Origin of the sequence: Pedobacter petrophilus (assembly GCF_009674725.1) — a bacterium.
Classification (GTDB): domain Bacteria; phylum Bacteroidota; class Bacteroidia; order Sphingobacteriales; family Sphingobacteriaceae; genus Pedobacter; species Pedobacter petrophilus.
Window position 1 is genome coordinate 185,066 of sequence record NZ_WKKH01000001.1, and the last position, 24,931, is coordinate 209,996.

Here is a 24,931-nt window from a genome sequence, read left to right on the forward strand (position 1 = left end):
ATAGAAATTGCCATTTCACACAATCGTTCCTGGTTCATTTTGTAGGGCATAACTTACAATTCCATCAAGAATTCGGTGAGGTTTTTATCATGCGGAACCTCCAGTTTTTTACGTAACCGGTACCTGCGGATTTCGACACCTCTCAGGCTGATATTAAGTAAAGAAGACATTTCCTTACTGCTCATATTCATCCTTAAGTAGGCACAGAGTTTCAGGTCATTTGGCACCAAATCCGGATGCTGGGCTTTTAGCTTTTTGAAGAAACTTTCATGTGCTTCATTAAAACTGTTTTCAAACAAATGCCAATCCCGCTCATCATTCATGCCGTCGTTAATTACTTTTTGAATCTTACGGGTTTGATCATCTGAAAGTTTTTTGCCGTTTTCATCTTTAAGCTTCATGATTTCATCACTTAGCTTTTGCAGCAATTCATTTTTATAGACTAGCGTCATGGCAGAGTTGGCCAACTCTCTGTTTTTCGAAGCCAGTTCAGCCTGCAATTTATCGGTTTGGAGTTTGATAATCTGTTTCTCGTTCGCTTCAGTCTCTTGCCTCAGAATTTCGTCCTGTTCCGCTTTTAAACGGTTGCTTATTTTCAGACTATCCCTTTTTAATTTTTGCTCATAAATTTTCTTACCCATAATTAAAACCACGGCAAAAAGGATAGAATAAACCAAGAGTGACCAATTATTGAGATACCAGGGGCGAAGAATGGTAAATTTAAATATGGTGATATCGGTAACAGATGAATCATTTAACTTGGCCCTTAATTTAAATTTATAGCTTCCACTGCTTAGATTTGTAAAATCTTTCTCGGCGGCATCACTCCAGTCTGACCAATCTTTCGAATAACCTTCCAAAAAATACTGGTACTTCACTTTGGCCTGCCTGTAATAGGGGAGCGCAAAAGAAATCCGGATGTTATTTCTACTGTAAGGGAGTTCAGTATCATTTCCTGTTTCACTAAGCGTATAGTATTTATCTGTGATATCATCTATCCTCCTGATAAGTACCGACGGAAGCTTGCTTGATAATGATTGATTTTGCTGAGTATTATAAATAACGAATCCATCATCTACGCTGATTAAATAAATCGAGTTGCTAATCTTATTAATATTTTCATAATATTGAACCATTCGTCCATCGAGCAAACTAAATTGATTAGAGTCTATTTCAATTTTACCAGGCTCTGAGAAGTTAACCAGTGATGTTTTTCCATGATTGATGAACCAATATTTTTTCTCGCCTGCCTTGATGATGTTATTTGAAGTAGCGAATGAACCTAATTTTTTATTCAGCACCTCATAATTGGTGAATTTATTACTTAGCTCATCGTAAGTATAAAATCCCTTATCTGATGAAAAGACAATTCTGTTTTCCAGATTGAAGATATTGATGTTGTAATTGCTCGGCAACCCATTTCGCTCATCGAAATATTTGGTACTGATAACTTTGGTATAGTTTGAATTTAATGTTACTTTATAAAGGCCTTTATAGGCGTGGCCAATCCATATATCGCCTTTAGTATCTTGTTCGATAAATCGAGATGGGGCATTAAAACCCGATATTTGTGTCACGAATTTCAAACCCGATCCCGGAACTTTTTGATAGAGCGATAGGCCGACGTAAGTGCCTTGAATTAAATAATTCGGGTTAGAATTCAGTTGCTTAATCGTCCAGCCACCACTTGTTCTGGAGATCCATTCTATTTTGTCACCAAGCACTTTAAATGTACCGCTGTTGTGACCGCAGATTAGTTCATGATCAACAATGTTTAATTCCCATACCTGCCCTTCAGAACCCTGAATAAGTTTAAAGTTAAAGTTTGGTGCTGTATTTTGAGACCAATCGCTATAAAACAAACCCTGGTTGGTGCCCAGATAAATTTTATTACCGAAAATGATGCTTGAATATACCGTTCCAAACTGGCCGGTTTTATCGAAATAGAAATAAAGCGGCGAGTTCAACTCTATCCGGTCGATTCCATTATCTAAACCTGCCCAAAGATTTTGTTCATTATCAGCATATAAACTCAATACGGTATTGTTTTGGAGTCCGCTGGATTTATTGATTTTCTGGACGACGTTCCCATTTTCATCAATAATAATTAATCCATTGAGGATGGTTCCGAAGGCATAATACTTTCCAAGCAGTTTAACGCCGTTATTGAGCTGATAGGTTTTTAAGAAATCATTAGCAGGTGTATTGAACGGACTGAAAGTTTTTCCATCATATATAAACAAGCCATTTTTACTGGTACCGATTAAAAGGCCTCCATTTTTATAGGGGAGAATAGATAGAATCCCTTGCTTGCCCAATTGATCACTTTGAGGCAAATAAACCAATTTATTTCCAATCAGTTCGTGTAAGCCATTTTCTAAAATTTCTACGAAGAACCGGTTATTTACCTTATGAAGAAAAAGTAAAGATTTCGGGGAAGATACGATTGAAACCTTATTGTTTTGATAGACGAATATTCTGGAAAACGACTGGAAAATTACGCGATCACGATCGACATAAATTTTCCATACCTCATCAGTAATTTTTGAACCTTTGGGCAATAATGATGTAAGGGAGTGATAGGTTAGTTTATTTTCTTTAATTGCCCAGTAGCCAAATTCGCCAAAGCAGCCGGTATAAATTTTACCCTTGTTATCTGTCGCAACGGATCTAACAATCTGTCCGTTCGGCATTTTATATTTTTGCCAATACTTTCCATCAAAGGTGAGTAAACCTTCGGCATTGCCGTAATACATTACGCCCTGATTATCTTTCGCTATGCTCCAGTTTTGGTTACCGGCCCCGTAAACAGATTTCGAATAATTTTCTATATAAGGAACCCCAATGCTTTTGATATCGGATGCAAAAGTATAGTGAGATAGGAGGAAAAGTAATAAAAACAGACGTAATATGCTAAACATATAAGGGATTTCTGATTAAGCCATTGCCTTACAAAGTAAACAAAATTAGGTGAAGATGCAGAACATAGATTTAACTATGCTTTGCCAATTGGCTGATTTAATTAAATGTAAAAAGCCTTTTGTAATGTGCATGCATTTACAAAAGGCCCTAATATAGTTGAAATTGAAATTAGCCCACTATTGCTACTTTTTTAGCTACAGGCTGAGGAACTTTAACATAATATCCTGTTCCGTCATACTGGCGTTTCCTGGGGTTTGTAGTGCATGCAGTTGAGCAGCAACCCTGTAATTCTTCGCCACAATCATCACATTGTGTAATGTGCTCATTACATTCCGGATTGGCACAATTAATCATTTTCGGCGTGGTTTTGCCACAGTTGTAACAAACTGATACAATGGTTGGGTTTATCTGGTTCACATCAACCGCGATCCGGTTATCGAAAACATAACACTTGCCTTCGAAATCTTTTCCGCCGGCTTCTTTTCCGTATTTTATAATTCCACCGTGCAACTGATAAACATCATTAAAGCCATGATGTAAAAGCAATGCTGATGCCTTTTCGCATTTGATGCCGCCGGTACAGTAGGTTAAAATCTTTTTGTCTTTATATTGGGCAAGCTGATTAATCTGCTCAGGAAAATCGCGGAAATTTTCGATATCTAAAGTGATGGCATTTTTAAATTTACCTAAATTGTGTTCATAGTTTGAACGAACATCCAAAATCACAACATCTTCATCATCTTTCATGGCCATAAAATCTGCAGGCTCCAGGTGTTTCCCTGTTTTTTCATTTGGATTGATGATCGATGTATCTCTCAAGCCAGAATGTACAATTTCAGACTTGTAACGGCAATGCATTTTCAGGAAAGATGGTTCTTCTACCTCATCAATTTTAAATTCTGTTTTTGCAAAACGCTCATCTGTATGTAGGGCTTTCATATAGGCCTCACAAGATTCAGGAACGCCGGAAACGGTTCCGTTTAAACCCTCATCGGCTACAATGATACGGCCAACTAAATCTAATGATTTACAAAATTTAAGGTGATCTGCAGCAAATTGTTCTGCATCTGCTATGTGACTATAGCAGTAGTAAAGTATAGTTTGATATCTTTTCATAACGCTGTTGATACCGTTGCAAACGGCGTTTAAAGCGTGGCAAAGATAAAAAATAATCCCGAAGCTTAAAACACCTTAAATATTTAGTTCCACATCAAGTTTTGAGACAAGCAGGGATTTACAAAAATGTTATTGAAATCTACTGATTAAATTAATCTTTAAAACTCATAAGATAATTTAAAACCTTTTTCTATTCTTTTATTCGAATCGAAAGCATAGCCATAATCAATTCTGAAATTTAATCTTTTAATGCCAAAATAAAATTCACTGTAGTTTCTTTTTTCAGGTGAGGTAAGGTAGGCGCCGCCAATAATTTCCTCCACTTTTAATCTCCGCAGAAGTGGTATTTTACTAATAAAGAACGAACCAAAATTATGTTGATAATGCGCTTCGAAATATTGTTTAGTGGTACTGAAAAGATAAAAATCTAAAAAGTGAAAATTCCTTACATCTGCATCAAAGATTAATGAACGGTTTGCCCTGAAGTGTTTCCAGTCTGGATAATACAATTGCTTGGCATTTAAGAATTTTCCGGCGCCGATGAGCAAAGAAGATTTTCCGAGCAGTAAAAAATGGAAATCTTTCTGAAAAATTTCTGCAGATAAGAAATCATAATTTACGTCGGAATTAAAAAAATTGGGAATTCCTTTTTTGTAGGTGATTTCAAGTCGGGGATATTTACTTTCTATATAAAATCGTCCGTCAGGGCGGGTAATGTATTTTTGCGCAATAGTATAAGCAAGCGTTCCGCTTATGATAAAGCCAGTATGTTTCGGGAAAAGAAGACTTTCGTTATCTGTAGGATGAAACGGATCGTTTGCTGTAAAATCATTTGTTTTACGGAAAGATAGATAATTTGAATTTAACAGCGCTTCCCGTTCAGCATAGTCTGCCGTAATTTTAAGCTCAAAACTTGGTGCAAATTCGCGACTGGCCTGGATGTTCAGGTAACGCCTTTCGTAAAACTTCGAAATATTCCTTCCAAATACCAGTGCATTAATGCTGTTGCGGAAAAGATTGGCTTGTTTTAGTGAATTTAGGTTGGCTACCTCTGTTCCAAAACCAAAGCTGATCATCCCATTTTTAATTGGGTCGTAAAAATATTTTGCCTGTACATTGCCATTAAAATGTTTGTTACCAAAGCCATAGCGCACCTCCGGCCTAACCGAATAATAGCGTCCGTCGTTAAAGCCCTGTCGAAGTGAAACCGCATATCGCAGGGCTATCCCTTCGATGGTATTGTACATTATACTTTTGTAAAGAGGATCGTAAGTGATACTTTTTTTATTATAACGGTTATAATATACGTAAGGCGTAATGAGTATTTGGGTAAGATTGAATTTGTTTTTGACGTTATCAACAGAATCCAGATATTTTTTAGAAGATTTTAGCCGGCTTACACTATCTTTTTTTGTGTAATTTTCGGTTTCTTCAAAGGTAAGGGGTACAGGTCTGGATTTGACCCAGTATAAGGAATCTTTTTTATTGGATGAGGCATTTATCCGCAAAATTTCATTGCTGAAAAAATGTTTGTTAAAGGCAGGTTCTACATTATAGTTTTTGTAAACACCCACTGCATAACCAGAAAATTTAAAGCCCATCACTTTACCCTTCAAATCGAATTGAACAGAGGATGGAACAGCTATTTTATTGATTAAAACAAGTTGTTGCTTAATGTTTAAGGTATCTATAAATTCAATTCCTGATTTTTTAGTCAGGTATAAATTTACTGAATTTAACCGCCAGCTGCCGTTTGAGATATAAATTTCTCCCGTAAATGCCGGGTCGTTGATCCTCTTGGGTTTAACCTCTATTTTACTAATGGTTTGCCCATCTTCATCCTGGTTGGTGCCCAGTAATTTAAAACGGTAATATGAAAAAGCATTATCAGCAATGGGCGAAATAAAGCCCCTCACATTCAGCTTATCTTCTAATACTACATTTTGATAAAAGTTAATGGTTAAGTCTGATGCTTTATTAAAACTGAATCCGTTATCATTACCGGCCACTTTTGAAGAGACCATCACTTCTTTAATCTTATTTTCCCGCTGAAAATCCAGTTTAGATACCGTTTCAGAAAGGTAAATGATACCCTGTCCTTTATCATCTAAGTCTAAAATCTTACTAACATCACGGCCAAAAAATTTCTTAGGTGAGGAAAGCAATTTCTGCACGCCCTTGGTATAAACATCACAGGTAAAAGCTTCAACTTCATTCAGATAAATTTCTCTGTTTTTAATGGCTTTTCTAATAATTTCGTCTGCAGTATTCTGTTCTTTATTATTGCGTCCAATAACCACGTCATTTAAAGTGAATACCTTTGATGTGAGTTCGATGTTTAGGGATTTGTTATCAAATAAAGTAGTGCTTAATAGTTTAGACTCAAAACCCACAGCGGTAAAAAGTAAATCCGTTTTACCGGGCGGAAGGTTTAACTTATAATTTCCTTCTATATTGGAGGAAGTACCTTTTGTTGTGGTGTTAACATATATGGTAACAAAGGGAACCGGTATACCTTTGCCATCCGTAACTTTACCTGTTAATGTAAATAATTGTTGTCCCTGCGCATTAAATCCCCCTAAAAAAGCCAGTAAGAGCAGCTTTAAAAATAACTTCATCCCGTATGTCAAATCTTTGTCAGGAAATATAGTAAGAATTTTACTTTAATAAGCGCTTAAATTTTAGTATTCAGATTAATGGTTAAATTTTATGAAGAATGCTTTTGGTAATGATCATTGCAACAAGCTGATGCTATTTAAAAACCGTAGCTTATTCTGAAACCTTGATTAATTTTGTGGCTTCCATCATATGAAAAGCCATAGCTTGCTCTTAAAATCAAACGTTCCAATCCGAAATAGAACTCCTTATAATTTTTCTTATCAGGTTGGGTAAGGTAGTTCCCGCCCACAAATTCCTGTAACTTTAATTTACGCAATAATGGAATTTTATTGGTGAAGAAGCCGGCAAAATTATGCTCAAGGTGTGCCTCGAAATATTCTTTATTGGTGCTGAACTGATAAAAATCCAGGAATTGAAATTTTCTGATGTTAGGTGGGAAAATGGTTGAAATGTTACCCGAGAAATGTTTGTACTCCGGGAAATACATTTTACTGTTGTTTAAAAACATACCCGCACCGGCCATAAACGAGGTATAACCCCATAGGCCAGATCCAATTCTCTCTTGCTGAACTTCTGCTTTTACAAAGTCGTAATCGATATCACTTCCCAACACACCATTGAAACCTTTTTTATAAAGTACAGTGATTTTTGGGAATTTCGATTCGGTATAAAATTTACCATCAGGCCGGGTAATGTACTGTTGTCCGATGGCGTAAGTTAAACTTGCGGTTGCGCTTACCGATGTATATGTTGGAAATAAAGGGGTTTCCACGTTCGGGCTGAACGGGTTATTCGATGTAAATTCACGTTCTTTATTATCAAAGAATTTAAAATCCGTACTATTCGTTAAATAATGATTTCTACTGTAGTCAACTGCCACACTCGCCTGTAAACCTGTAGCAAGTTCTCTGCTGCTGTTAATGTTCACAAAACTCTTCTCATAATACTTTGCAAAGTTCTTTTCATACAGGAGTGAGTTGATGGTGTTGCCAATAGCAGTCATCGAACCTAGATTATTAAGGTCGAAAATACCATTTCCAAATGAAGCACCTATGCTGGCCCTTTTTATTGGATTATAAAAGTAATTTCCGGTTAAACTACCTGTTAATTTTTTATTAGCAAACCCGTACCTCACTTCTGGTCTGATGTTATAAGAAACATTGTTTTTCAGCTCTTTTCGATAGGTTACACCATACCGGAGCACAAGGCCTTCAACAGTATTATAGAAAATAGATCTTCGGATGGCATCAAACGAATAATATTCTTTGTCGTAACGGTCGTTAATCGTGTGGCCCCGCATTAATAACTTTCCTACGCTAAAGTTGTTATTGTCTCGTTCAAGCGAATCGAGATATTTTTTGGATTCTTTAAGCTTCGCTATGCTATCTTTTTTAACATAATTCAGCTTTTCATCCGGCGTTAAGGGGATGGGGCGATTGTTGCTCCAGTACATGGAATCCTTTTTGTTAACCATTTGTGTAACCTTCAGGATTTCTCCATTAAAAAAGTTTTTAGGGAATTTTGGCTCCAGGTTGTAATTGCTGTAAATACCAATAAAATAACCTGCAAATTTAAAGCCTAAAACATTGCCGTTAAACTGAAAGTTCACACTGGTTGGCATGTAAACATCTTTAACTTTAGTAAACTGCTGATTAATATTTAAGGTATCGATGAAGTTAATACCAGCATTTTTAGTTAAGTATAAATCGGTATTGTAAATTCTCCAGCTTTCATCAGTGATGTAGATTATTCCCCTAAAAACAGGGTCGTACTTGCGACGCGGGATTACTTCAATCTTGTGAATGAGTACACCATTTTCTGTTGATTCGCCAAGCAGTTTATATTTGTAGTAAAATAATGCATTATCAGCAATTGGTGAGATGAATCCCCGGGTACTCAGCTTATTTTCCAGAAGATAATTGTCATAAAAGTTAATTATTAAATCCGAAGCTTTATTAAAACTGAATGCACTGTTATTACCTGCAATTTTGGAGGAAATCATTTCTTCATGAACATCATTCGGACGACGGAAATTAAATTGGCTTTGAGATTCTGAAAGATAGATAATTCCCTTTCTGTTGGTATCTAATTCCATCACCTTTTTGATGTCTCTTCCCATGAATTTTTTCGGCGCACCTTTTAATCTTTGTACCCCTTTGATATAAACATCGCAAGCAAATTCATTTACTTCATTAAGGTGTTCCTTCCTTTTTTTGATGGCTTGCCTGATAAAATCATAAGCCGGATCCTCTGCATGGGCTGTGATTGTTACGTTATCCAATGTATAACTTTCCGAAGACAGCTTAACATCCAGAGATAAATCTGTAATTAAATTTATGATGCTCTCCTGTTGTTTATAACCAACTGCCCTAAAACGAAGCGTGTATTGACCTTTCTTTAACTTAATGGAATATTTACCCTCAACATTTGCAGATGTACCGTTTGTGGTATTCTTTAGATAAACAGACGCAAAAGGTACCGGTTGTCCGCCCGTATCCCGAATTATGCCTGAAATGGTATATTGCTGAGCAACTGCAAAATTAGTAAAACCGCAAAACAGAATGAGTGCGTAGATTTTTAACATATTAATGATTAGTAAGCTATAAATATCGAATAAGTTTTAAGACTATACAGATTTCCAATGTTAAAGTTTGTTAAGATGGGAAAAAAATTAGCGATAATTATTTCAACAGTCAATGTGGAAGCATAAAATTCGGTAAGTGGTGATAGCGTAAAGGGAACTTTGGTAATTTACTCCTGGAAAATGATCAACCTGATCTTCGGTTTCTAATGGCGACCAGACTGCCCCATTACAAGAGGTAACAGAATTACAGTAAGTCAGCCGTCAATTTAACCTAAGTTAGGTTGATAACCAGAAGTATAAGTGATTCATTTTGTTTATTTAAATTTATGATGAACAGTTGTTTCAGCCGATGCGCTTTACTGTCACCGTCTAATCCCAAGAGATTTTAAGTGGCATTTTCTGTTCGGCAACAGTTCTGTTAGTATTGTAATATGCGTTAGTGAAAAAGCACACACTATCGTTTTTTTCATAACTTTGAAGCCATATTAAACTATTAAAATAGCCATGTACAAAACATTACAACCTGTTCTTCAAAAAGAACTTGAAGAAATTGAAAACGCTGGATTGTTTAAACGCGAACGCATCATTATTACGCCTCAGGGTGCTGATATTAAAGTGAGCGGGGGCGCAGAGGTGATCAACTTTTGTGCAAATAATTATTTAGGTCTTTCTTCTCATCCAAAGGTGATTGAAGCTGCAAAAAAAGCAATTGATGATCACGGTTATGGCATGTCATCTGTACGGTTTATCTGTGGCACACAAGATGTTCACAAAGAACTGGAAGCAAAAATATCTAAATTTTTAGGTACAGAAGATACCATTTTATATGCCGCTGCATTTGATGCGAATGGTGGTGTTTTTGAGCCTTTGTTCAATGCTGAAGATGGCATTATATCTGATGAATTAAACCACGCCTCCATTATAGATGGCGTTCGTTTATGCAAAGCACAGCGGTTCCGTTATAAAAATGCGGATATGGAAGATTTAGAAAAACAGCTGATTGCAGCTAAAGATTGTCGCCATAGAATCATTGTAACCGATGGTGCTTTTTCAATGGATGGATCAGTTGCTCCTCTTGATAAAATAGCAGATTTAGCTGATAAATATGAAGCATTGATTATGATTGATGAATCTCACTGTTCTGGTTTTATCGGTAAAACCGGTCGCGGAACACACGAACACTTCAACGTAATGGATCGTATTGATATCATCACAGGTACTTTAGGTAAGGCTTTAGGTGGTGCATCCGGAGGTTTTACATCTGGCAGAAAAGAAATTATCGATATGTTACGTCAACGGTCTCGTCCGTACTTATTTTCTAATACCCTGGCTCCGGCTATTGCAGGCGCATCTATTGCGGTGTTGGATATGTTGAGTGAAACTACTTCGCTTAGAGATAAACTGGAAAGCAATACAAAATACTTCCGCGAGAAAATGACGGAAGCAGGTTTTGATATTAAACCTGGTTTTCACCCGATTGTTCCGGTAATGTTATACGATGCAAAGGTAGCGCAGAATTTTGCGGCTAAAATGCTGGAAGAAGGAATTTATGTGATTGGATTTTTCTATCCGGTTGTGCCACAAGGTAAAGCCCGGATCCGTGTTCAGCTTTCCGCCGCACATGAGCAACATCACTTGGATAAAGCTATTGCCGCCTTTACCCAAGTGGGTAAAGAATTGGGTGTAATTTAAACTATACCAGAAGGAAGTATTAAATTGGTGCTTCCTTTTTTATACTCCCGATATAGCCCATGCCACAAAAGTTCTAATTAATGTCACACCGCATTAACATTTACAACATTACCACACCTTCTAAAATTGAAGATAGCGATGTAATGGTGATGGAGTGGAATTACGAAATTCCCTTGCTCCTGCAAGCTTTATTTATCGAAGGAGGTGAGGTTGGAAAAAATATTTACAACACGCATACTGATCCGGATTATTGGGGTTTATATTACGAGCTGAAACCTGGCATTGAAAACCTCCGAAGGTTTTATCATTTCATTGAAAAGCATCCGTTAGAATTGGCTCTTGATACTGGAAAGTTTCTTGAAGCCAAAACAAAATTGTTCAATTATCTTGAAAACTTACCAAACCGCTACCTTCATATTGATGCCTGGGACGTTTTCAATATGGATGATACACCCCATAAATATCAGGCATCACAATTATTGGCCAGCCTGCAACAAAACAATCAGGCAATTAATAATGTGATCCAGGCAGATGATATCTCCCTGCTCGATTTTAAACTTTTTACCAATGGTGCGGCAGGAGGCTTTGACAACTTTGCCGCCTTGTTAAATTTTAGTGCTTTTGATTTTGGCTGGGCGGTAATCTATCAAGAACATAAAGCGCCAGGCCAGGTAGAAATATTTGAGGAAAACGGATTATATGGATTAAAGGCTGTAAATGGAGACGTACTAATTTCGCCTGGATACGATGATTTCTATGAATTTGATTACAACACCGATCTCGCAGTTGTGGTAAAAAATAATCAATTCGGCTATGTAAATAAAGCGGGAGAAGTGGCGATTGCCCTTTCATTTGATGATGCATTTGATTTCGAGGGTGATTATGCAGTGGTTCAGAAGGGTGGAAAGATAGGTTTGATTACATTAAACGGGCAGATCAAGTTTCTTGGCAATTATGATAACATCAAACTCTTACAGCCATACGATCAGTTTTGTTCTGCAGAAATAAACGGGAAACACGGAATTATTAATGTTGATGGCATTGTTATTTTGCCTTTTCAGTTTGATCATGAAATTGCGGATAATGGCACCGGGTGGTTTTACCAGGTAGAAGAAAACGGAAAAAATTGTCCACAGATTTTTAGTGATACTTTTAAGTTTTTAGGGAATCTTGATCCTGCGTTTATCGACCCGTGGCAGCTTTTCGGGGCTGAAAATTTTGTATATCAAATTCGTAAACATCAGTATCAGGAAGTTAATAAACTGGTCACTACCAATAACGAGGTTCTGTTAACGGAATATGAGAAGGTAGTTCAGGCCTATCCGGGCGGTATCCTTATTTATAAAGCGAAAAGGTATGGACTGTTTAAATACGGCAAACACCTGGTTTTAGAATTTTTATATCATCAAATTATCGATTTAAAACTTTATTTAACCGGTTCACTGAAATCCTATATACCGGCAATACCGGCTGATATTCAATTTGAACCGTATGTTTTTTTTAAGGTTATAAAAGATAAAGCTGCGGGTTTGTATTTCAGTATTGCGAATTTTGAAGCCTGGTTGTTAAAGCCTGTTTATGAAGATATTAAGCCGATTTACTCCGGATTTTTTGCTGTAAAACTTAATGGAAAATGGGGCATGATCTCGCTATCCGGAAAAATTGAAACCGCAATTGAATACGATGAAATTCTGGAAACAATTGTTGATGGTGAAATTGCTTACGCGTTAAAGGATGATGAGATTTATGTTATAAGGGAGTTTGATGTTTTGCCTGCAGGTAAAACTAATTTGCAACAATACATGGATGTTAATATCCAGGAAGGATATTCTTTTTTTGATCGTCAGATTCAGTTCAGGATGGAGGCTTACCTTAATCGGCATTAAGGTTTAATCATAGCCTTGAGTGTTCGCTATAGTTATCTTGCTAAATAAAGTTATACTCCCATTTTCTCTAATTTTTTTTCAAAAGCTCATCTATGTGGCTTTTTTTTGTTTTGAGTTCATTTTCTTTTGTGGTGATATTGTAAACAGAATTTTTGAACCCGACAGGTGTAAATTTTCACGATATTTTGCCGTATATTTGAACCCATGTTGCAGGATAAAATCACACAATACACCGAGAAAATTAATGCTTTTGTAACTGAAAAAGCAGATGAATTAGAGCAGTTTCGTATCAAATACTTAGGAAGTAAAGGCGTTATAAAAGAAATTTTTGACGAATTTAAGTCTGTTTCTATTGAAGAAAAAAAATCTTTGGGTAAGGTTTTAAATGAATTTAAACAACTTGCCGAATCAAAATATAATACCTTAAAAGAAATTGCCGAGAACAATCAGTCGCAAGCTACAGTGAATGAACAGGATCTGACGCTACCTGGAGAAGGTTTTGAGATTGGTTCCCGCCACCCATTGGCACTCGTTCGCCGCGAGATTGTAGAAATTTTTGCAAAGCTTGGGTTTACCGTTGCAGAAGGGCCAGAAATTGAAGATGACTGGCACAACTTCTCGGCTTTAAACTTCCCGGAAGAGCATCCTGCAAGAGATATGCAAGATACTTTCTTCATTAAAAAAGGCGGAGAAAAAGGTGATATCGCATTAAGAACGCATACCTCATCTGTTCAGGTGCGCATGATGGAGCAAGGCCAGCCCCCATTCAGGGCCATTATGCCGGGCCGGGTTTACCGTAACGAAGCCATTTCTGCCAGAGCGCATTGTTTTTTCCACCAGATTGAGGGCTTATATGTTGATGAAAATGTTTCCTTTGCAGACCTGAAACAAACCTTATTTTATTTCGTTCAGGAGCTTTATGGCGAAGGCACAAAAGTACGTTTCCGTCCTTCTTATTTCCCGTTTACAGAACCATCAGCAGAAATGGATATTTCTTGTACCATTTGTAAAGGTGCAGGTTGCCAGTTATGTAAGTACAGCGGTTGGGTAGAAATTTTAGGTTGTGGAATGGTAGATCCAAATGTTTTAGAAAACTGTGGGATTGATGCTAAAAGATACAGCGGTTTTGCTTTCGGTATGGGGATTGAGCGTATTGCCAACCTGAAATATGTAATTAAGGATTTACGTTTGTTCTCTGAAAACGACGCACGTTTCTTAAAACAGTTCAAGTCGGCCTTAATTTAATGATGCGGTACCTATATAGTCTGTTATTTGTATTTGTATTATTTTCCGGTTGCGGGAAGCAGGAAAACTATGTGCCAGAAGTAGTGGTTAATTATAATGTTACCCTGACGCAGTTTAGTTTGCAGGCAAAAAACGGGATACTTTTGGTACCTAATCAGGGTGTAGCTGGATTGATGATTGTCAGAACACCCTCAGGTGGTTTTGTAGCTTTCGATCGTTGCAGTACTGTTAATCCTGAAAAAAAATGTGCCATTGTTCCTGATGAGGGTAGTATAACTGCTACTGATCCATGTTCAGGCGCAAAGTTCTTACTGCTTGATGGCACTCCACAAAAAGCCCCTGCAGAGAAAAATCTAAAAATTTACAATATTTCCTTACAAGGGAATGTGCTCTTAAATGTGACTAACTAATGGAAGCTGAAAAAATAAAAGAAACAGTAAAAAAAGCTGCCAAAGAGCTTTTTAGAAAATACGGCTACCACAAAACCAGTGTAAACGAGATTGCTAAAAAGGCGCGGATAGCCAAAGCGACCATATATAAATATTTCGAAAGCAAGGAACAGGTTTTGGATAGTATATTAATGGATTATCTGGATCAAAACCTGCATGAAATCATTAATAATAAAGTGAGTTACGGTTCTGAAGAAGAACATTTAAAAGCTTTGGTAATGAAAACCAGCCGACTTTCTTTCACTGCCTGCAATGAATTTATCGGATGGGATTTCGTTCGTGAAAACGCCAACTCGCAAGAGTTTCTAAAACATTTATCTGATCAGCTGGAGGCTTTATTGCTTGCTGCCTACCTGGAACTGGATAATTTTAAGAATAACCCGGCCAGAAGAGAAGGTTTAGCATTCTTATTGAAAGCAAGTAAAAGCATCGTATTTTCATTCGCATTTACTTCTGTAAGTGATTCAGATGTAAGGAAGAATTTTGTAAGTTTTCAGAAAGAGATTTTGCCGTTTTTGGTGAAAGCAGCGCTTTAAACTTTATTGCTCTGCATAATAATCTTTGGCCTTAAACTTTTTTACGTTCTTCTGCATTTTGCCTCCAATTAACCGTTGAGTAATCACGGTTACATCGTCACCTATACTAGAATCTTCAATTACGGAACCTACCTCTATTAAGCCTTTCTTAGCATCAAAAGCATAACTGGTTGTTTGATGGTAGCAGCATCCGCTTTTTTGTTCTGTACTTATTTCTTTCTTTTTGCGGTCAATACCGAACATGCCCAGGTTTTCACCTGCCAGTTTAGTCAAGTTTTTATCCAATATAAATTTTCTGTCTTTGCCCGCCAGGTAAACATCATAAGATGGACTGGCATAGGCTCCATTGTTGCCATTTCTAATTGCAACGTCTTCAAAGCCATCAAAATTAAAGTCGCCAAGGATTAGTGGACTTTGGTATTTGCCAAGATCTATCCAACCAATTCTTGCATCTTGTTTGGCTGTTAAGTTAAAATCAAGATCGGCGGAATGAAAGGTTTGAATGTCGTCTCCTGAGATTTTGTCATAAAGGATCACCGTAGCTTTCCCTTCACAATGTCCATCATTACAATCGGCAACAAATAGCTTTGCATTGTATTCGTTGGAGGTGTTATTCGACAGAAATTTGAATTGTGCAAATGTGTTGAAAGAAACAAATAAGGCCGCACAAATGATCAACAGTTTTTTCATTAGACAAAAGTACCTGATTCGGTCCAAGTAAAAAGTTAAAAAAAGTTAATGATTTGAGCCGGCATTTGGCCGGGCTATAATAAAATTACTGAGCCATTATTCCCATTTAAAAACCTTTACTGCAACTGCGTAGATCACAATTCCCCAGATAAGCAAAATCATAATCTGAAATTTCACATCCCATAGGCCCATTCCCTCAAAAGCTACTTTTCGCATTGCATCATTTAGGTAAGTTAACGGTAATGCCCTGCTAATGGGTTGCAGCCATGTTGGAAAAGCTTCGATAGAGAAGAACGTTCCCGACAATAGAAACTGTGGTAAAGTGACGATGTTGGAAATAGGAGGAACCATGCTTTCGCTTTTTGCAATACCTGAAATGATAAAGCCAAAACCCATAAAAACAATTATTCCCATAGTGGCCAGCAGCAGCATGTTAATCACCGTGACGACACCATGAACGAGTGTAAAGCTAAAGAAAAAATGTCCGATGAGGATGATAAACAAAGCGCCGATCAGGGCGAAACCTATCCTGGCAATTCCTTCGCCGATTACAATGCTGGAGCGCTTTACCGGTGTAGCGAAGAAACGTTTAATGACCAGTGTTTGGCGTAAACTTAGAAAAACGAAGGCTGTACCAAAAACACCGGTGCTTAATAAAGAAAACCCCAGCTGACCCGGCAAAATAAAATCGATCGTTTTATATTCCCTTCCGGTAACGGTACTTTCTTTTATTTCAGCAACAGTGGGTTTGAGTGTTTTATCGTAAAAGAGATTATTCAAAACCGATTTTAAAATACCTCCTTTATCTCTGGATGCAGAAGTGTAGACCACATTAACGGAATATGCTGCGGTGTTTACCTTTCTGTGCACATCTACCATAGCATCTACATTGCCTTTTTCAAGTAATTTATCAAACTCTTCTTTTGATTTGTCTTTTACCAGACGGATCATGCCTGTTTTTCCCAGCATGCTTACTACCGGATTGTTTATGTCCGATCCGGGGGTAATTCCCACATCAATGCGTGTTCCGCCGTTGCCAAGAAAGCCGAAAACTAAAATAAAGATTAGCGGGAAAGCCAATGTAAAAACCACTGCAGAAGGGCTTCGCATAATGGAACGGAAACTTGCCTTTGCCAGTGCTAATGTTGCCTTGGTGTTGCTATAGCGCACGGTTCTGGTTGGGGAGTTAGCCCCCTCAGCCCCCAAAGGGGAACTTGAATGTCCATCGTTCATATCTAGTCTTAATATTTTAGTCGCCTTGTTTAATAGCGTATTATCTGCCGGTTGATTGGCGAATCTGGTTATTTATTTTGTTAATCCTTTTATTTCCCTTGCTTTCGGCTCTTCTTCAGGGAGACAGGAGTTATTGAAGCACAATAGTTTACTTTTTATATCTCCTCCCGGATTTTTAATTCCCCTCCGGGGGGTTACTCCCGCCATTCTTTTCCTGTCAGGTTGATAAACACATCTTCCAGGTTCGCTTTTTTAACTTCCTTTTTTCGTTCGAAGCCGCTGTTTACCAATTGGTCGATCAGGTTATCAGGCGTGTCTATAGCAATGATTTTCCCGCGTTCTACAAATGCTACACGGTCGCAAAGTTGTTCTGCCTCATCCATGTAATGTGTGGTGATTACAACGGTAGTTCCGGCATCTCTGATTTGAACAATTAAATCCCATAAATTTCTCCTTGCCTGTGGATCTAAGCCAGTGGTTGGCTCATCAAGAAAGATAATTTTTGGTTGATTAATCAGCGTGGTCGCGATGGAAAACCGTTGTTTTTGTCCTCCGGAAAGCGCCTTATATTTTGCTTTGGCTTTATCCTGAAGATTGACTTTTTCCAGCATTTCCATTGGCTTAATATCAGCGCCGTATAAACCTGCAAAAAGTTCAATCAGCTCAATCAGATTTAAATTTGGATAGTAACCTGCAGCCTGCAATTGCACTCCGATAATTTGCTTGATTGCATTTGCATGTTTATCAACAGACAAACCATCTACAATAATTTCGCCAGAGGTTTTATCACGTAAGGTTTCGATAATTTCCAGGGTAGTGGTTTTGCCTGCGCCATTTGGACCTAAAAGACCGAAGATTTCATTTTCATAAACTTCAAAACTTAAATCCTGAACAGCAATGAAATCATCGTACTTTTTTACCAGGTTTTTAACGCTGATAATGGCTTTGTTTATTTCCATATAACGAAGATAAGGAGCTTTAAATGAATTGAGCGTGAATTTGATCAGTAAAAGGGAAATATGATCAAATAAAAATGCGAATCAGGTTGGATTCGCATTTTTATTAAAGTTGAAGGTTAAAAAGTTACAGGTTAAAAGTCTGGGTGCTGAAGCATGAGGCGAAAAGTTACTCAGTAATTATACGATTTATGGTATGACATTAGGCCTGTAACCCACAACCTGTAACTCGCAACTTGTAACCCACAACCCGCAACCCGATTACCAGGCCAGTTTACCGGTCATTACATCAACAAAATCATCGAATAAATAACGGGAATCATGTGGGCCAGGAGAAGATTCCGGGTGATATTGAACCGAAAATGCTTTTTTACCTTTTACACGAATCCCTTCAATAGATTTATCATTTAAGTTTACGTGAGTAATCTCTACTTTATCAGAGTTTCTAACCTCATCTGGAACGACTCCGAAACCATGATTTTGGGAAGTAACTTCGCAATGGTTTTTGATGATATTTTTTACCGGATGATTTAAACCGCGGTGGCCATTAAACATTTTCATGGTACCAATGCCATTTGCTTCAGCCAATAACTGGTGACCTAAGCAAATTCCGAATAACGGTTTATCTTCTTCCAGAATTTCTTTAATCGTTTCAACGGCGTATGGCATTACCGATGGATCGCCGGGGCCGTTTGAAATAAAATAACCATCAGGACTGAATTTTTCCATTTCAGCAAACTTTGTTTTTGCAGGGAAAACCTGAACATAAATATCGCGGTTCTCGAAGCTGCGCAAAATGTTTTTCTTGATTCCTAAATCCAGCGCTGCAACTTTTAAGCTTGCTTCCGGATTTCCATAAAAATATGGTTCGGTAGTACTTACTTTCGATGAAAGCTCCAAACCTTCCATTGACGGAACTTCAGCAAGTTTTTGTTTCAGTTCATCAAGATCAGTAATTTCGGAAGAGATGATGGCATTCATTGCGCCTTTATCTCTGATATGACGCACAAGGGCACGGGTATCAATATCAGAAATAGCAACCAAATTATCATTCTGGAAATAATCCTGAATAGATTCTGTGGCTTGCTTACGGCTATAAACAATGTTGTAATTCTTACAAACCAGGCCGGCAATTTTAATCGAATCAGATTCGATTTCTTCTTTCTGGATGCCATAATTGCCAACATGCGAATTGGTTGTAACCATGATTTGTCCAAAATAACTTGGGTCGGTAAAGATTTCCTGGTAACCTGTCATCCCGGTATTAAAACAAATTTCGCCAGTAGTGGTGCCGATTTTTCCGGCAGCTTTGCCGTGAAAAACAGTGCCATCGGCCAGTAATAAAATCGCAGGTAACTTGGTGTAGTTAGTCATGGTAATTACAATATGGATTTTGAGTTGAAAAAGACTTGAAAAAAGGGTTTCTCTCAGCAATTAAGCTGTTTTTGCAGGGTGCAAAAAAAGATGAATATATCCCTTCCATTTCGGGGTACAAAGATAGGGTTTATGAATTGAAATGTAAAGAAAAATGTAAAATAAGATAGGAAGCGTAAAGGCTAAAGCTTAAAGCGAAAACTTAAATTGCGAGCAATACCATTTGTGTTTTTGGCTTTAGTCTTTCAGCTTTTGCCTTTTGGCTATATTTTAAAGAAAAAACAATACTTTTGGCTCAACAAAAGAAAACCCATGTCGGTACATAAAGAAATCAAAAGAATAACCACACACATTTTGCAAGAGATGAAACAACGTGGTGAAAAAATATCCATGCTAACGGCTTACGATTATTCAATGGCAACCATTTTAGATGATGCCGGATTGGATGTTTTACTCGTTGGCGATTCTGCCTCTAATGTAATGGCTGGTCACGAAACGACTTTGCCTATTACCCTCGATCAGATGATTTACCATGCTGCATCTGTAATCAGAGCGGTTAAACGTGCTTTTGTGGTAGTTGATTTGCCTTTCGGTTCTTACCAGGGGAATTCTAAAGAAGCTTTAAATTCGGCCATCAGAATTATGAAAGAATCTGGTGCGCATGGTGTGAAATTAGAAGGTGGTGAGGAAATTATCGAGTCTGTTCAGCGCATTATTACTGCTGGCATTCCGGTAATGGGTCACCTGGGATTAACTCCGCAATCTATTTATAAATTTGGCACCTATACGGTTCGTGCAAAAGAAGAAGAGGAAGCCAATAAATTAAAGACTGATGTTTTAGCCTTACAGGCCGCAGGTTGCTTTGCCATTGTATTGGAGAAAATTCCGGCGAAATTAGGGACAGAAGTTACTAAAAGTTTGCATATACCAACTATTGGTATTGGTGCCGGTAATGGTTGCGACGGACAGGTTTTAGTGGTAAATGACATGATCGGATTAACCAAAGGTTTTAAACCAAGGTTTTTACGTCAGTACATCAACTTATATGATGATATTTTAGGCGCAGCACAATCTTATATTCGTGATGTAAAAAGCAACGATTTTCCGAGCGAAAAGGAACAGTATTGAGTATGGAGTTTTTAGTCTGGAGTCCTGAGTCCGAAGTCTAAAGTCGACAATCTATGTTATCAATAGCTAACTAATCCCGCTAAACGCCTCACCCACTAACCCCTTCAACTCTCCAAATGCCCATTACCGATAAAGATATTCTTTTTGAAGACAACCATTTAATTGCCATTAACAAGAGGGCAGGGGATATTGTGCAGGTTGATGAAACCGGCGATGAACCTTTAGATGAACAGGTAAAGAAGTATATTGCCAATAAATATAATAAGCCAAATGGTGCATTTCTTGGCGTAGTGCATCGTTTGGATCGACCGGTGAGTGGCGTGATATTATTCGCTAAAACGAGCAAAGCTTTAGAGCGGATGAACGCCGCTTTTAAAAACCGTGAAGTTAAAAAAACGTATTGGGCGGTGGTGAAAAATAAACCCGAAAATGAATCCGGAACATTGATTCACTGGTTGATCAAGAATCCTCAAAAGAATGTAGTAACCTATTATTCATCAGAAGTTCAGGGTTCTCAGCGGGCAGAATTATCTTACCGGTTACTGGCCAAAGTAGGTGAATATTACCTGATTGAAGTAGACCCGCTTACGGGTCGCTCACATCAAATCAGGGTACAGTTATCTTCTATGGGATGCCCGATTGTGGGTGATAATAAATATGGCTATCCTCGTGGAAGCAGAAAAGGAAGTATCTGTTTACATGCCAGAAGACTTCAGTTTCTCCATCCGGTAAAGAAAGAACCTGTAAATATTTTCGCCAAATTGCCTGTAGATGGCTTTTGGGAGCGGTTCGAGAATATATAGCTTCCTGATCTCAAAGCCTTACACGTTATCTATTTGCAAGCTGTTTTGTTAAAAACTATTGACTTGCCAAAGCTTAGCGCGGAAAGGTTTTTGAATTTCGTTTTTCCATTTACTTCGTCAATATCGCCAGTAGCCTCAAGCAGTTGATCATTTTTTCTTAACCATACCACTTCGCGTGTAGAGGTCGTTCCTTCTGATTGGAAGGTATAATCAGCAACAATCGTATCACCCTTAACAATTCCAGATAGGGTGCCATTATTTTTATCCTTTTCAAAAATACGATAAGTCAACACACCAGTCACTTTATCCTTATTAGTTGTCAGGCTTAACGAAGCTGTATCTTTTTTGCTAATGTATTGGAAACATTGTTTTATGCCTGCTTCCTGTTTAGCAACATTGGAATCGGGTGTATTGGTTTTTGTGCTGTTGCCCTGGCAGGCGATGATAAAGGTTGTAAAAATAACAAATGCCGGAATGATGTTTTTCATGGTGTAAGTTTTAATTAGTCTGAACTACAAAGCCCCTGCCAGAATATTCCATGTGTCAGGCTAATGGCTTAAAATCTCAACTCAACTACCTTAAATGGAAAGGCCCCGCATTTGCGGGGCCAGTCCTGACAATTAAACTAAGTTTTTACCAAACATAAGTGGCTACAGCACCTTTTTCGAGCTTACTGTTAATCAACTTCCCGTTGTATTTAATATTGAAAGTTGTTTCACTGTTGTTGTTATTGCAAACAATCAGAACATGTTTGCCTTCAGGGGTCAGGAAAGCCACATTCTCCAGGTTTTCTATAACGTTAGATGCGATTCTTACTGAGCCTGCAGGAACAAACTTCGAAGCATGACCGATTACATAATAAGCAACATTGCGGCTGATTGCCGGTGATATGGTGATGGCACCCAAACAAGAGGTACAACCACCTTTATCGGTATGAGGATTATATTTTTCATCTGCCGCCAAATTCCATTCCAAGACATTTTTGCTCCAGTTTCTGGTTGCGCCAATGATTAAGGTAGAAACATGCCACTTCAAATCCTCTGCGAAGTTGCTTGGCCCACCAACCCACTGTTCAGTGAAATAGATGTTTTTATCCGGATGTGCCTCATGTACTTTCGTAAGGGCTGAAATTGGCCCGGCATACAAGTGAAAAGCAGAGCCGTCTATGTATTTCTTTGCTTCCGCATCGTTCAAAATTGTAATTGGATATTCAGGTTTATCAGCATTATGATCGTAAATGATAATTTTAATGTTTATACCATTGCTTTTGAAGATGGGCCCTAAAGCAGTTTTAATAAAATTAGCCTGATCTAAGGCAGGCATATACATACTTGGGTTATTACCCGGATGTAATGGTTCATTTTGCGGAGTGATGGCATCAATTGTGATCCCCTCCGCCTTCATGGCTTGAATATATTTAACCAGGTATTTCGCATAGGTTTGATAATATTCTGGTTTTAAGCTGCCGCCGATGAAACTTTTATTGGTTTTCATCCAGGTTGGAGCCGTCCATGGGGAGCCTAAAATTTTAATCGATGGATTGATCGCTACAATTTTTTTGAGGATCGGGATTAAATCTGCCTGTTCTTTTTCAATAGAAAATTTTGCCAGGGTTTCATCCGTTTGTCCTTCAGCTAAATCATTGTACGTGAATGGCATTGCACTTAAATCAGAACCTCCAATACTAATTCTGATATAGTTTACGCGAATTGCATCTTCTTGATTTGCAAAAAGCTCATTTAGTAATTTGCCTTTTTCAGCCGCCGGCAATGCATTAATTAAGGATGCACTTCCACCAGTTAAGGTATAGCCAAATCCATCAATGGTTTGAAATTTTGTAGCTGGATCTACTTCTATCGTGGCATTTGAATTTGTAGCATTTGAAAAGTTTAATGCAATGTTCTGCTTTGTCAGGAGTTGTGACTGATCACCTTTGGTGAGCCAAAATCCCACCTCAGTTTGGATAGGGGTTTTAGCTGAAGCGATTTTTTCTGCCTCGCCGATTACTTCCTTTTTAGAAGCACAGGCAGAAAAAAGCACACTGGTGGCCAGACATAAACGGTAAATTAATTTCATAGGGAGTTGAATTTTAAATCAAAAATCATTTCGAAAGATGTAAGTATCTATACTTTTCCGAGCATGATTTTGGTGTAAAGCTGCCTTGAGCGTGCTCAAGGCAGTATGCTTTTTTAAGAGAATGCATAGAAGAGTTGCCCATTTGCCAGATACCTGGTCATTCATCAACGCTTTATACACTCCCTTTTTTAACGAATGTTTGGATTTCTGTCTAATTCAGCTTGCGGAATTGGGAACAGCAGTTTTGCAGCACTAATGTTATAATTTAAGTTTGTGCCACTGCCATTCTTTTGCGCATTCATTACCGGTATAGCCCTGTTGGTTCTTAATAAATCAAACCAGCGGTGACCTTCAAAAGCTAATTCTAATCTCCGTTCTTTCTCAATGGCTAAACGCATCGAAGCCTGATCGCCTGCTGGTGTAACACCAAGGTTTACACGACGGCGAATCTCATTCACAACAGCGGCAGCAGCAGACCATCCCGAAGCGCTTAATTCGTTCAATGCTTCTGCTTTTAACAATTTAATATCGGCCAAACGGATAATATACGAGTTAGCCAAATCATCGTTACGGTATTTATTGATGAAAGGATAGTTTGATTTCGTCCAATAATCATCAGACCATCCTTCGGTACTAATATTTTTAAAGCTTACGCTTGAGTTTTTACGAATGGCATCACCTTCTGCGTCAAATGCGGCAATCAGATCATTTGTTGGGGTACAAAAGCGTTTCCAGCCAGTACCCACAATTACGCCAGTCATCCAGTTTCCACGACCATTCGGGCCACCCCAACCATCATACTGCATTTCCCAGATGGATTCGCTGTTATTTTTATGCGCGCCATCAAATAACTGATCAAATGATCCCATCAGACTATAACCACCATTAATCGTTGCATCTGCGTATTGTTGTACTTTAGTCCAGTCCACATTCGGCTTAGACGCATAAACTTTTGCCAATAATGCATTCACAATTCCTTTGGTAATAATGCCTTTATTTGCTGCAGTAGCACGCACGTTTGGTAGCGCAAATTCCAGATCTTTAATAATCTGTGCATAAACTTCATCTACAGAAGAACGCGATTTTTGCATTTCTTCTAAAGAGGTTGGCGATTTCAAAACCAACGGAACACCGCCGTATAACCGCACAAGGTGAAAGTAAAAGTATGCTCTTAGGGTAGAGGCTTCGCCTAAAATCTGATTTCTTCTGCCGCTCGCATCTAAAGCCGGGTCTTGAATATTCGGCACATTCTCTAAGACTTCATTCGCATTTTTGATATTAGAATAAAGTCCGCTCCAATCGCGGCCAACATTTCCGTTGGTAGAGTTGGTGGTAAATAAATCAATCTGGATATTGGCCGGGTTATCACCGCCAGCATAGGCATTATCTGCCATTACATCGCCGTTAACCATATAATCCCAAATATGATAATCGTTATACATGCCACCATAAGCGCCTGCCATTAACTTTTCTGCTCCCGCAGCTGTAGTAAAGGCGACGTCGGCAGTTACCTGGTTAAAAGGCTGTTTCTCCAGGAAATCTTTCTTGCATCCGCTTTGCAAAGTGATGGTTAATGCTGCGGCAGCTACTAATGAATATATTTTTAGTTTCATTTTCTTAAT

Annotated in this window: 18 protein-coding genes; 7 read left to right on the top strand and 11 right to left on the bottom strand. The window is 38.1% G+C overall.

The window, feature by feature from the left end:
* Nucleotides 1-53: 53 nt before the first annotated feature.
* The 4 genes from GJU39_RS00715 to GJU39_RS00730 all read right to left on the bottom strand — a co-directional run bounded on the left by GJU39_RS00715 (nucleotide 54) and on the right by GJU39_RS00730 (nucleotide 9,241).
* On the bottom strand, nucleotides 54-2,921 hold the full coding sequence (locus GJU39_RS00715; protein ID WP_154278766.1) for a ligand-binding sensor domain-containing protein: 2,868 nt from the start codon (nucleotides 2,919-2,921) through the stop codon (nucleotides 54-56).
* A 169-nt stretch (nucleotides 2,922-3,090) separates the two neighbouring features.
* Nucleotides 3,091-4,038, bottom strand: coding sequence for an oxygen-dependent tRNA uridine(34) hydroxylase TrhO (trhO, locus tag GJU39_RS00720; protein WP_154278767.1), 948 nt, complete (start codon nucleotides 4,036-4,038; stop codon nucleotides 3,091-3,093).
* 158 nt (nucleotides 4,039-4,196) lie between these two features.
* Nucleotides 4,197-6,656: a DUF5686 and carboxypeptidase regulatory-like domain-containing protein gene (locus tag GJU39_RS00725; protein ID WP_154278768.1), complete on the bottom strand. Its 2,460-nt coding sequence runs from the start codon at nucleotides 6,654-6,656 to the stop codon at nucleotides 4,197-4,199.
* A 137-nt stretch (nucleotides 6,657-6,793) separates the two neighbouring features.
* Nucleotides 6,794-9,241: a DUF5686 and carboxypeptidase regulatory-like domain-containing protein gene (locus GJU39_RS00730; protein ID WP_154278769.1), complete on the bottom strand. Its 2,448-nt coding sequence runs from the start codon at nucleotides 9,239-9,241 to the stop codon at nucleotides 6,794-6,796.
* Nucleotides 9,242-9,745: 504 nt separating this feature from the next.
* On the opposite strand from GJU39_RS00730, the gene kbl reads away from it, so the two are divergent.
* The 5 genes from kbl to GJU39_RS00755 all read left to right on the top strand — a co-directional run bounded on the left by kbl (nucleotide 9,746) and on the right by GJU39_RS00755 (nucleotide 15,049).
* Nucleotides 9,746-10,933 (top strand): glycine C-acetyltransferase, encoded by a 1,188-nt coding sequence (gene kbl / locus GJU39_RS00735; protein WP_154278770.1) that lies wholly within the window; start codon nucleotides 9,746-9,748, stop codon nucleotides 10,931-10,933.
* A gap of 80 nt (nucleotides 10,934-11,013) precedes the next feature.
* Entirely contained in the window at nucleotides 11,014-12,819 is a 1,806-nt protein-coding gene (locus tag GJU39_RS00740; RefSeq protein WP_154278771.1) for a WG repeat-containing protein, read from the top strand.
* Nucleotides 12,820-13,023: 204 nt separating this feature from the next.
* Nucleotides 13,024-14,064, top strand: coding sequence for a phenylalanine--tRNA ligase subunit alpha (gene pheS, locus GJU39_RS00745; protein WP_154278772.1), 1,041 nt, complete (start codon nucleotides 13,024-13,026; stop codon nucleotides 14,062-14,064).
* Nucleotides 14,064-14,474 (top strand): Rieske (2Fe-2S) protein, encoded by a 411-nt coding sequence (locus GJU39_RS00750; protein WP_154278773.1) that lies wholly within the window; start codon nucleotides 14,064-14,066, stop codon nucleotides 14,472-14,474. Before pheS ends, GJU39_RS00750 begins: the two co-directional genes overlap by 1 nt.
* Nucleotides 14,474-15,049: a TetR/AcrR family transcriptional regulator gene (locus GJU39_RS00755; RefSeq protein ID WP_154278774.1), complete on the top strand. Its 576-nt coding sequence runs from the start codon at nucleotides 14,474-14,476 to the stop codon at nucleotides 15,047-15,049. Before GJU39_RS00750 ends, GJU39_RS00755 begins: the two co-directional genes overlap by 1 nt.
* 3 nt (nucleotides 15,050-15,052) lie before the next feature.
* Here the strand turns inward: GJU39_RS00755 and GJU39_RS00760 are convergent, their stop codons facing one another.
* From GJU39_RS00760 to carA, 4 genes are all read right to left on the bottom strand, one after another.
* On the bottom strand, nucleotides 15,053-15,739 hold the full coding sequence (locus GJU39_RS00760) for an XAC2610-related protein (protein ID WP_154278775.1): 687 nt from the start codon (nucleotides 15,737-15,739) through the stop codon (nucleotides 15,053-15,055).
* Between the two features lie 96 nt (nucleotides 15,740-15,835).
* On the bottom strand, nucleotides 15,836-16,972 hold the full coding sequence (locus tag GJU39_RS00765) for an ABC transporter permease (RefSeq protein ID WP_154278776.1): 1,137 nt from the start codon (nucleotides 16,970-16,972) through the stop codon (nucleotides 15,836-15,838).
* Nucleotides 16,973-17,166: 194 nt separating this feature from the next.
* Entirely contained in the window at nucleotides 17,167-17,931 is a 765-nt protein-coding gene (locus GJU39_RS00770; RefSeq protein WP_154278777.1) for an ABC transporter ATP-binding protein, read from the bottom strand.
* A gap of 258 nt (nucleotides 17,932-18,189) precedes the next feature.
* Nucleotides 18,190-19,302 carry a glutamine-hydrolyzing carbamoyl-phosphate synthase small subunit gene (gene carA / locus GJU39_RS00775; protein ID WP_154278778.1) on the bottom strand — a complete coding sequence of 371 codons (1,113 nt, stop codon included), beginning with the start codon at nucleotides 19,300-19,302 and terminating at the stop codon, nucleotides 18,190-18,192.
* Between the two features lie 312 nt (nucleotides 19,303-19,614).
* On the opposite strand from carA, the gene panB reads away from it, so the two are divergent.
* Both panB and GJU39_RS00785 read left to right on the top strand, forming a co-directional pair.
* Nucleotides 19,615-20,430, top strand: coding sequence for a 3-methyl-2-oxobutanoate hydroxymethyltransferase (gene panB, locus GJU39_RS00780; protein ID WP_154278779.1), 816 nt, complete (start codon nucleotides 19,615-19,617; stop codon nucleotides 20,428-20,430).
* A 116-nt stretch (nucleotides 20,431-20,546) separates the two neighbouring features.
* Nucleotides 20,547-21,233: an RluA family pseudouridine synthase gene (locus GJU39_RS00785; protein ID WP_154278780.1), complete on the top strand. Its 687-nt coding sequence runs from the start codon at nucleotides 20,547-20,549 to the stop codon at nucleotides 21,231-21,233.
* 29 nt (nucleotides 21,234-21,262) lie between these two features.
* On the opposite strand, the gene GJU39_RS00790 is transcribed toward GJU39_RS00785, so the two are convergent.
* From GJU39_RS00790 to GJU39_RS00800, 3 genes are all read right to left on the bottom strand, one after another.
* Nucleotides 21,263-21,721, bottom strand: a complete 459-nt coding sequence (locus GJU39_RS00790; protein ID WP_154278781.1) for a hypothetical protein — start codon at nucleotides 21,719-21,721, stop codon at nucleotides 21,263-21,265.
* A 145-nt stretch (nucleotides 21,722-21,866) separates the two neighbouring features.
* Nucleotides 21,867-23,309, bottom strand: a complete 1,443-nt coding sequence (locus tag GJU39_RS00795; protein ID WP_154278782.1) for a glycoside hydrolase family 30 protein — start codon at nucleotides 23,307-23,309, stop codon at nucleotides 21,867-21,869.
* Nucleotides 23,310-23,497: 188 nt separating this feature from the next.
* The gene (locus tag GJU39_RS00800) at nucleotides 23,498-24,922 is read right to left on the bottom strand and encodes a RagB/SusD family nutrient uptake outer membrane protein (protein WP_154278783.1); all 1,425 of its coding nucleotides are present in this window, start codon (nucleotides 24,920-24,922) and stop codon (nucleotides 23,498-23,500) included.
* Between the last annotated feature and the right edge of the window lie 9 nt (nucleotides 24,923-24,931).

Coding starts and splice junctions, on each gene's coding strand:
- GJU39_RS00790 (WP_154278781.1), bottom strand. CDS start 21,721: ATGAAAAACATCATTCCGGCATTTGTTATTTTTACAACCTTTATCATC.
- GJU39_RS00795 (WP_154278782.1), bottom strand. CDS start 23,309: ATGAAATTAATTTACCGTTTATGTCTGGCCACCAGTGTGCTTTTTTCT.
- GJU39_RS00730 (WP_154278769.1), bottom strand. CDS start 9,241: ATGTTAAAAATCTACGCACTCATTCTGTTTTGCGGTTTTACTAATTTT.
- carA (WP_154278778.1), bottom strand. CDS start 19,302: ATGACTAACTACACCAAGTTACCTGCGATTTTATTACTGGCCGATGGC.
- GJU39_RS00785 (WP_154278780.1), top strand. CDS start 20,547: ATGCCCATTACCGATAAAGATATTCTTTTTGAAGACAACCATTTAATT.
- GJU39_RS00765 (WP_154278776.1), bottom strand. CDS start 16,972: ATGAACGATGGACATTCAAGTTCCCCTTTGGGGGCTGAGGGGGCTAAC.
- GJU39_RS00740 (WP_154278771.1), top strand. CDS start 11,014: ATGTCACACCGCATTAACATTTACAACATTACCACACCTTCTAAAATT.
- GJU39_RS00750 (WP_154278773.1), top strand. CDS start 14,064: ATGATGCGGTACCTATATAGTCTGTTATTTGTATTTGTATTATTTTCC.
- GJU39_RS00770 (WP_154278777.1), bottom strand. CDS start 17,931: ATGGAAATAAACAAAGCCATTATCAGCGTTAAAAACCTGGTAAAAAAG.
- GJU39_RS00725 (WP_154278768.1), bottom strand. CDS start 6,656: ATGAAGTTATTTTTAAAGCTGCTCTTACTGGCTTTTTTAGGGGGATTT.
- GJU39_RS00755 (WP_154278774.1), top strand. CDS start 14,474: ATGGAAGCTGAAAAAATAAAAGAAACAGTAAAAAAAGCTGCCAAAGAG.
- GJU39_RS00800 (WP_154278783.1), bottom strand. CDS start 24,922: ATGAAACTAAAAATATATTCATTAGTAGCTGCCGCAGCATTAACCATC.
- kbl (WP_154278770.1), top strand. CDS start 9,746: ATGTACAAAACATTACAACCTGTTCTTCAAAAAGAACTTGAAGAAATT.
- trhO (WP_154278767.1), bottom strand. CDS start 4,038: ATGAAAAGATATCAAACTATACTTTACTACTGCTATAGTCACATAGCA.
- pheS (WP_154278772.1), top strand. CDS start 13,024: ATGTTGCAGGATAAAATCACACAATACACCGAGAAAATTAATGCTTTT.
- panB (WP_154278779.1), top strand. CDS start 19,615: ATGTCGGTACATAAAGAAATCAAAAGAATAACCACACACATTTTGCAA.
- GJU39_RS00760 (WP_154278775.1), bottom strand. CDS start 15,739: ATGAAAAAACTGTTGATCATTTGTGCGGCCTTATTTGTTTCTTTCAAC.
- GJU39_RS00715 (WP_154278766.1), bottom strand. CDS start 2,921: ATGTTTAGCATATTACGTCTGTTTTTATTACTTTTCCTCCTATCTCAC.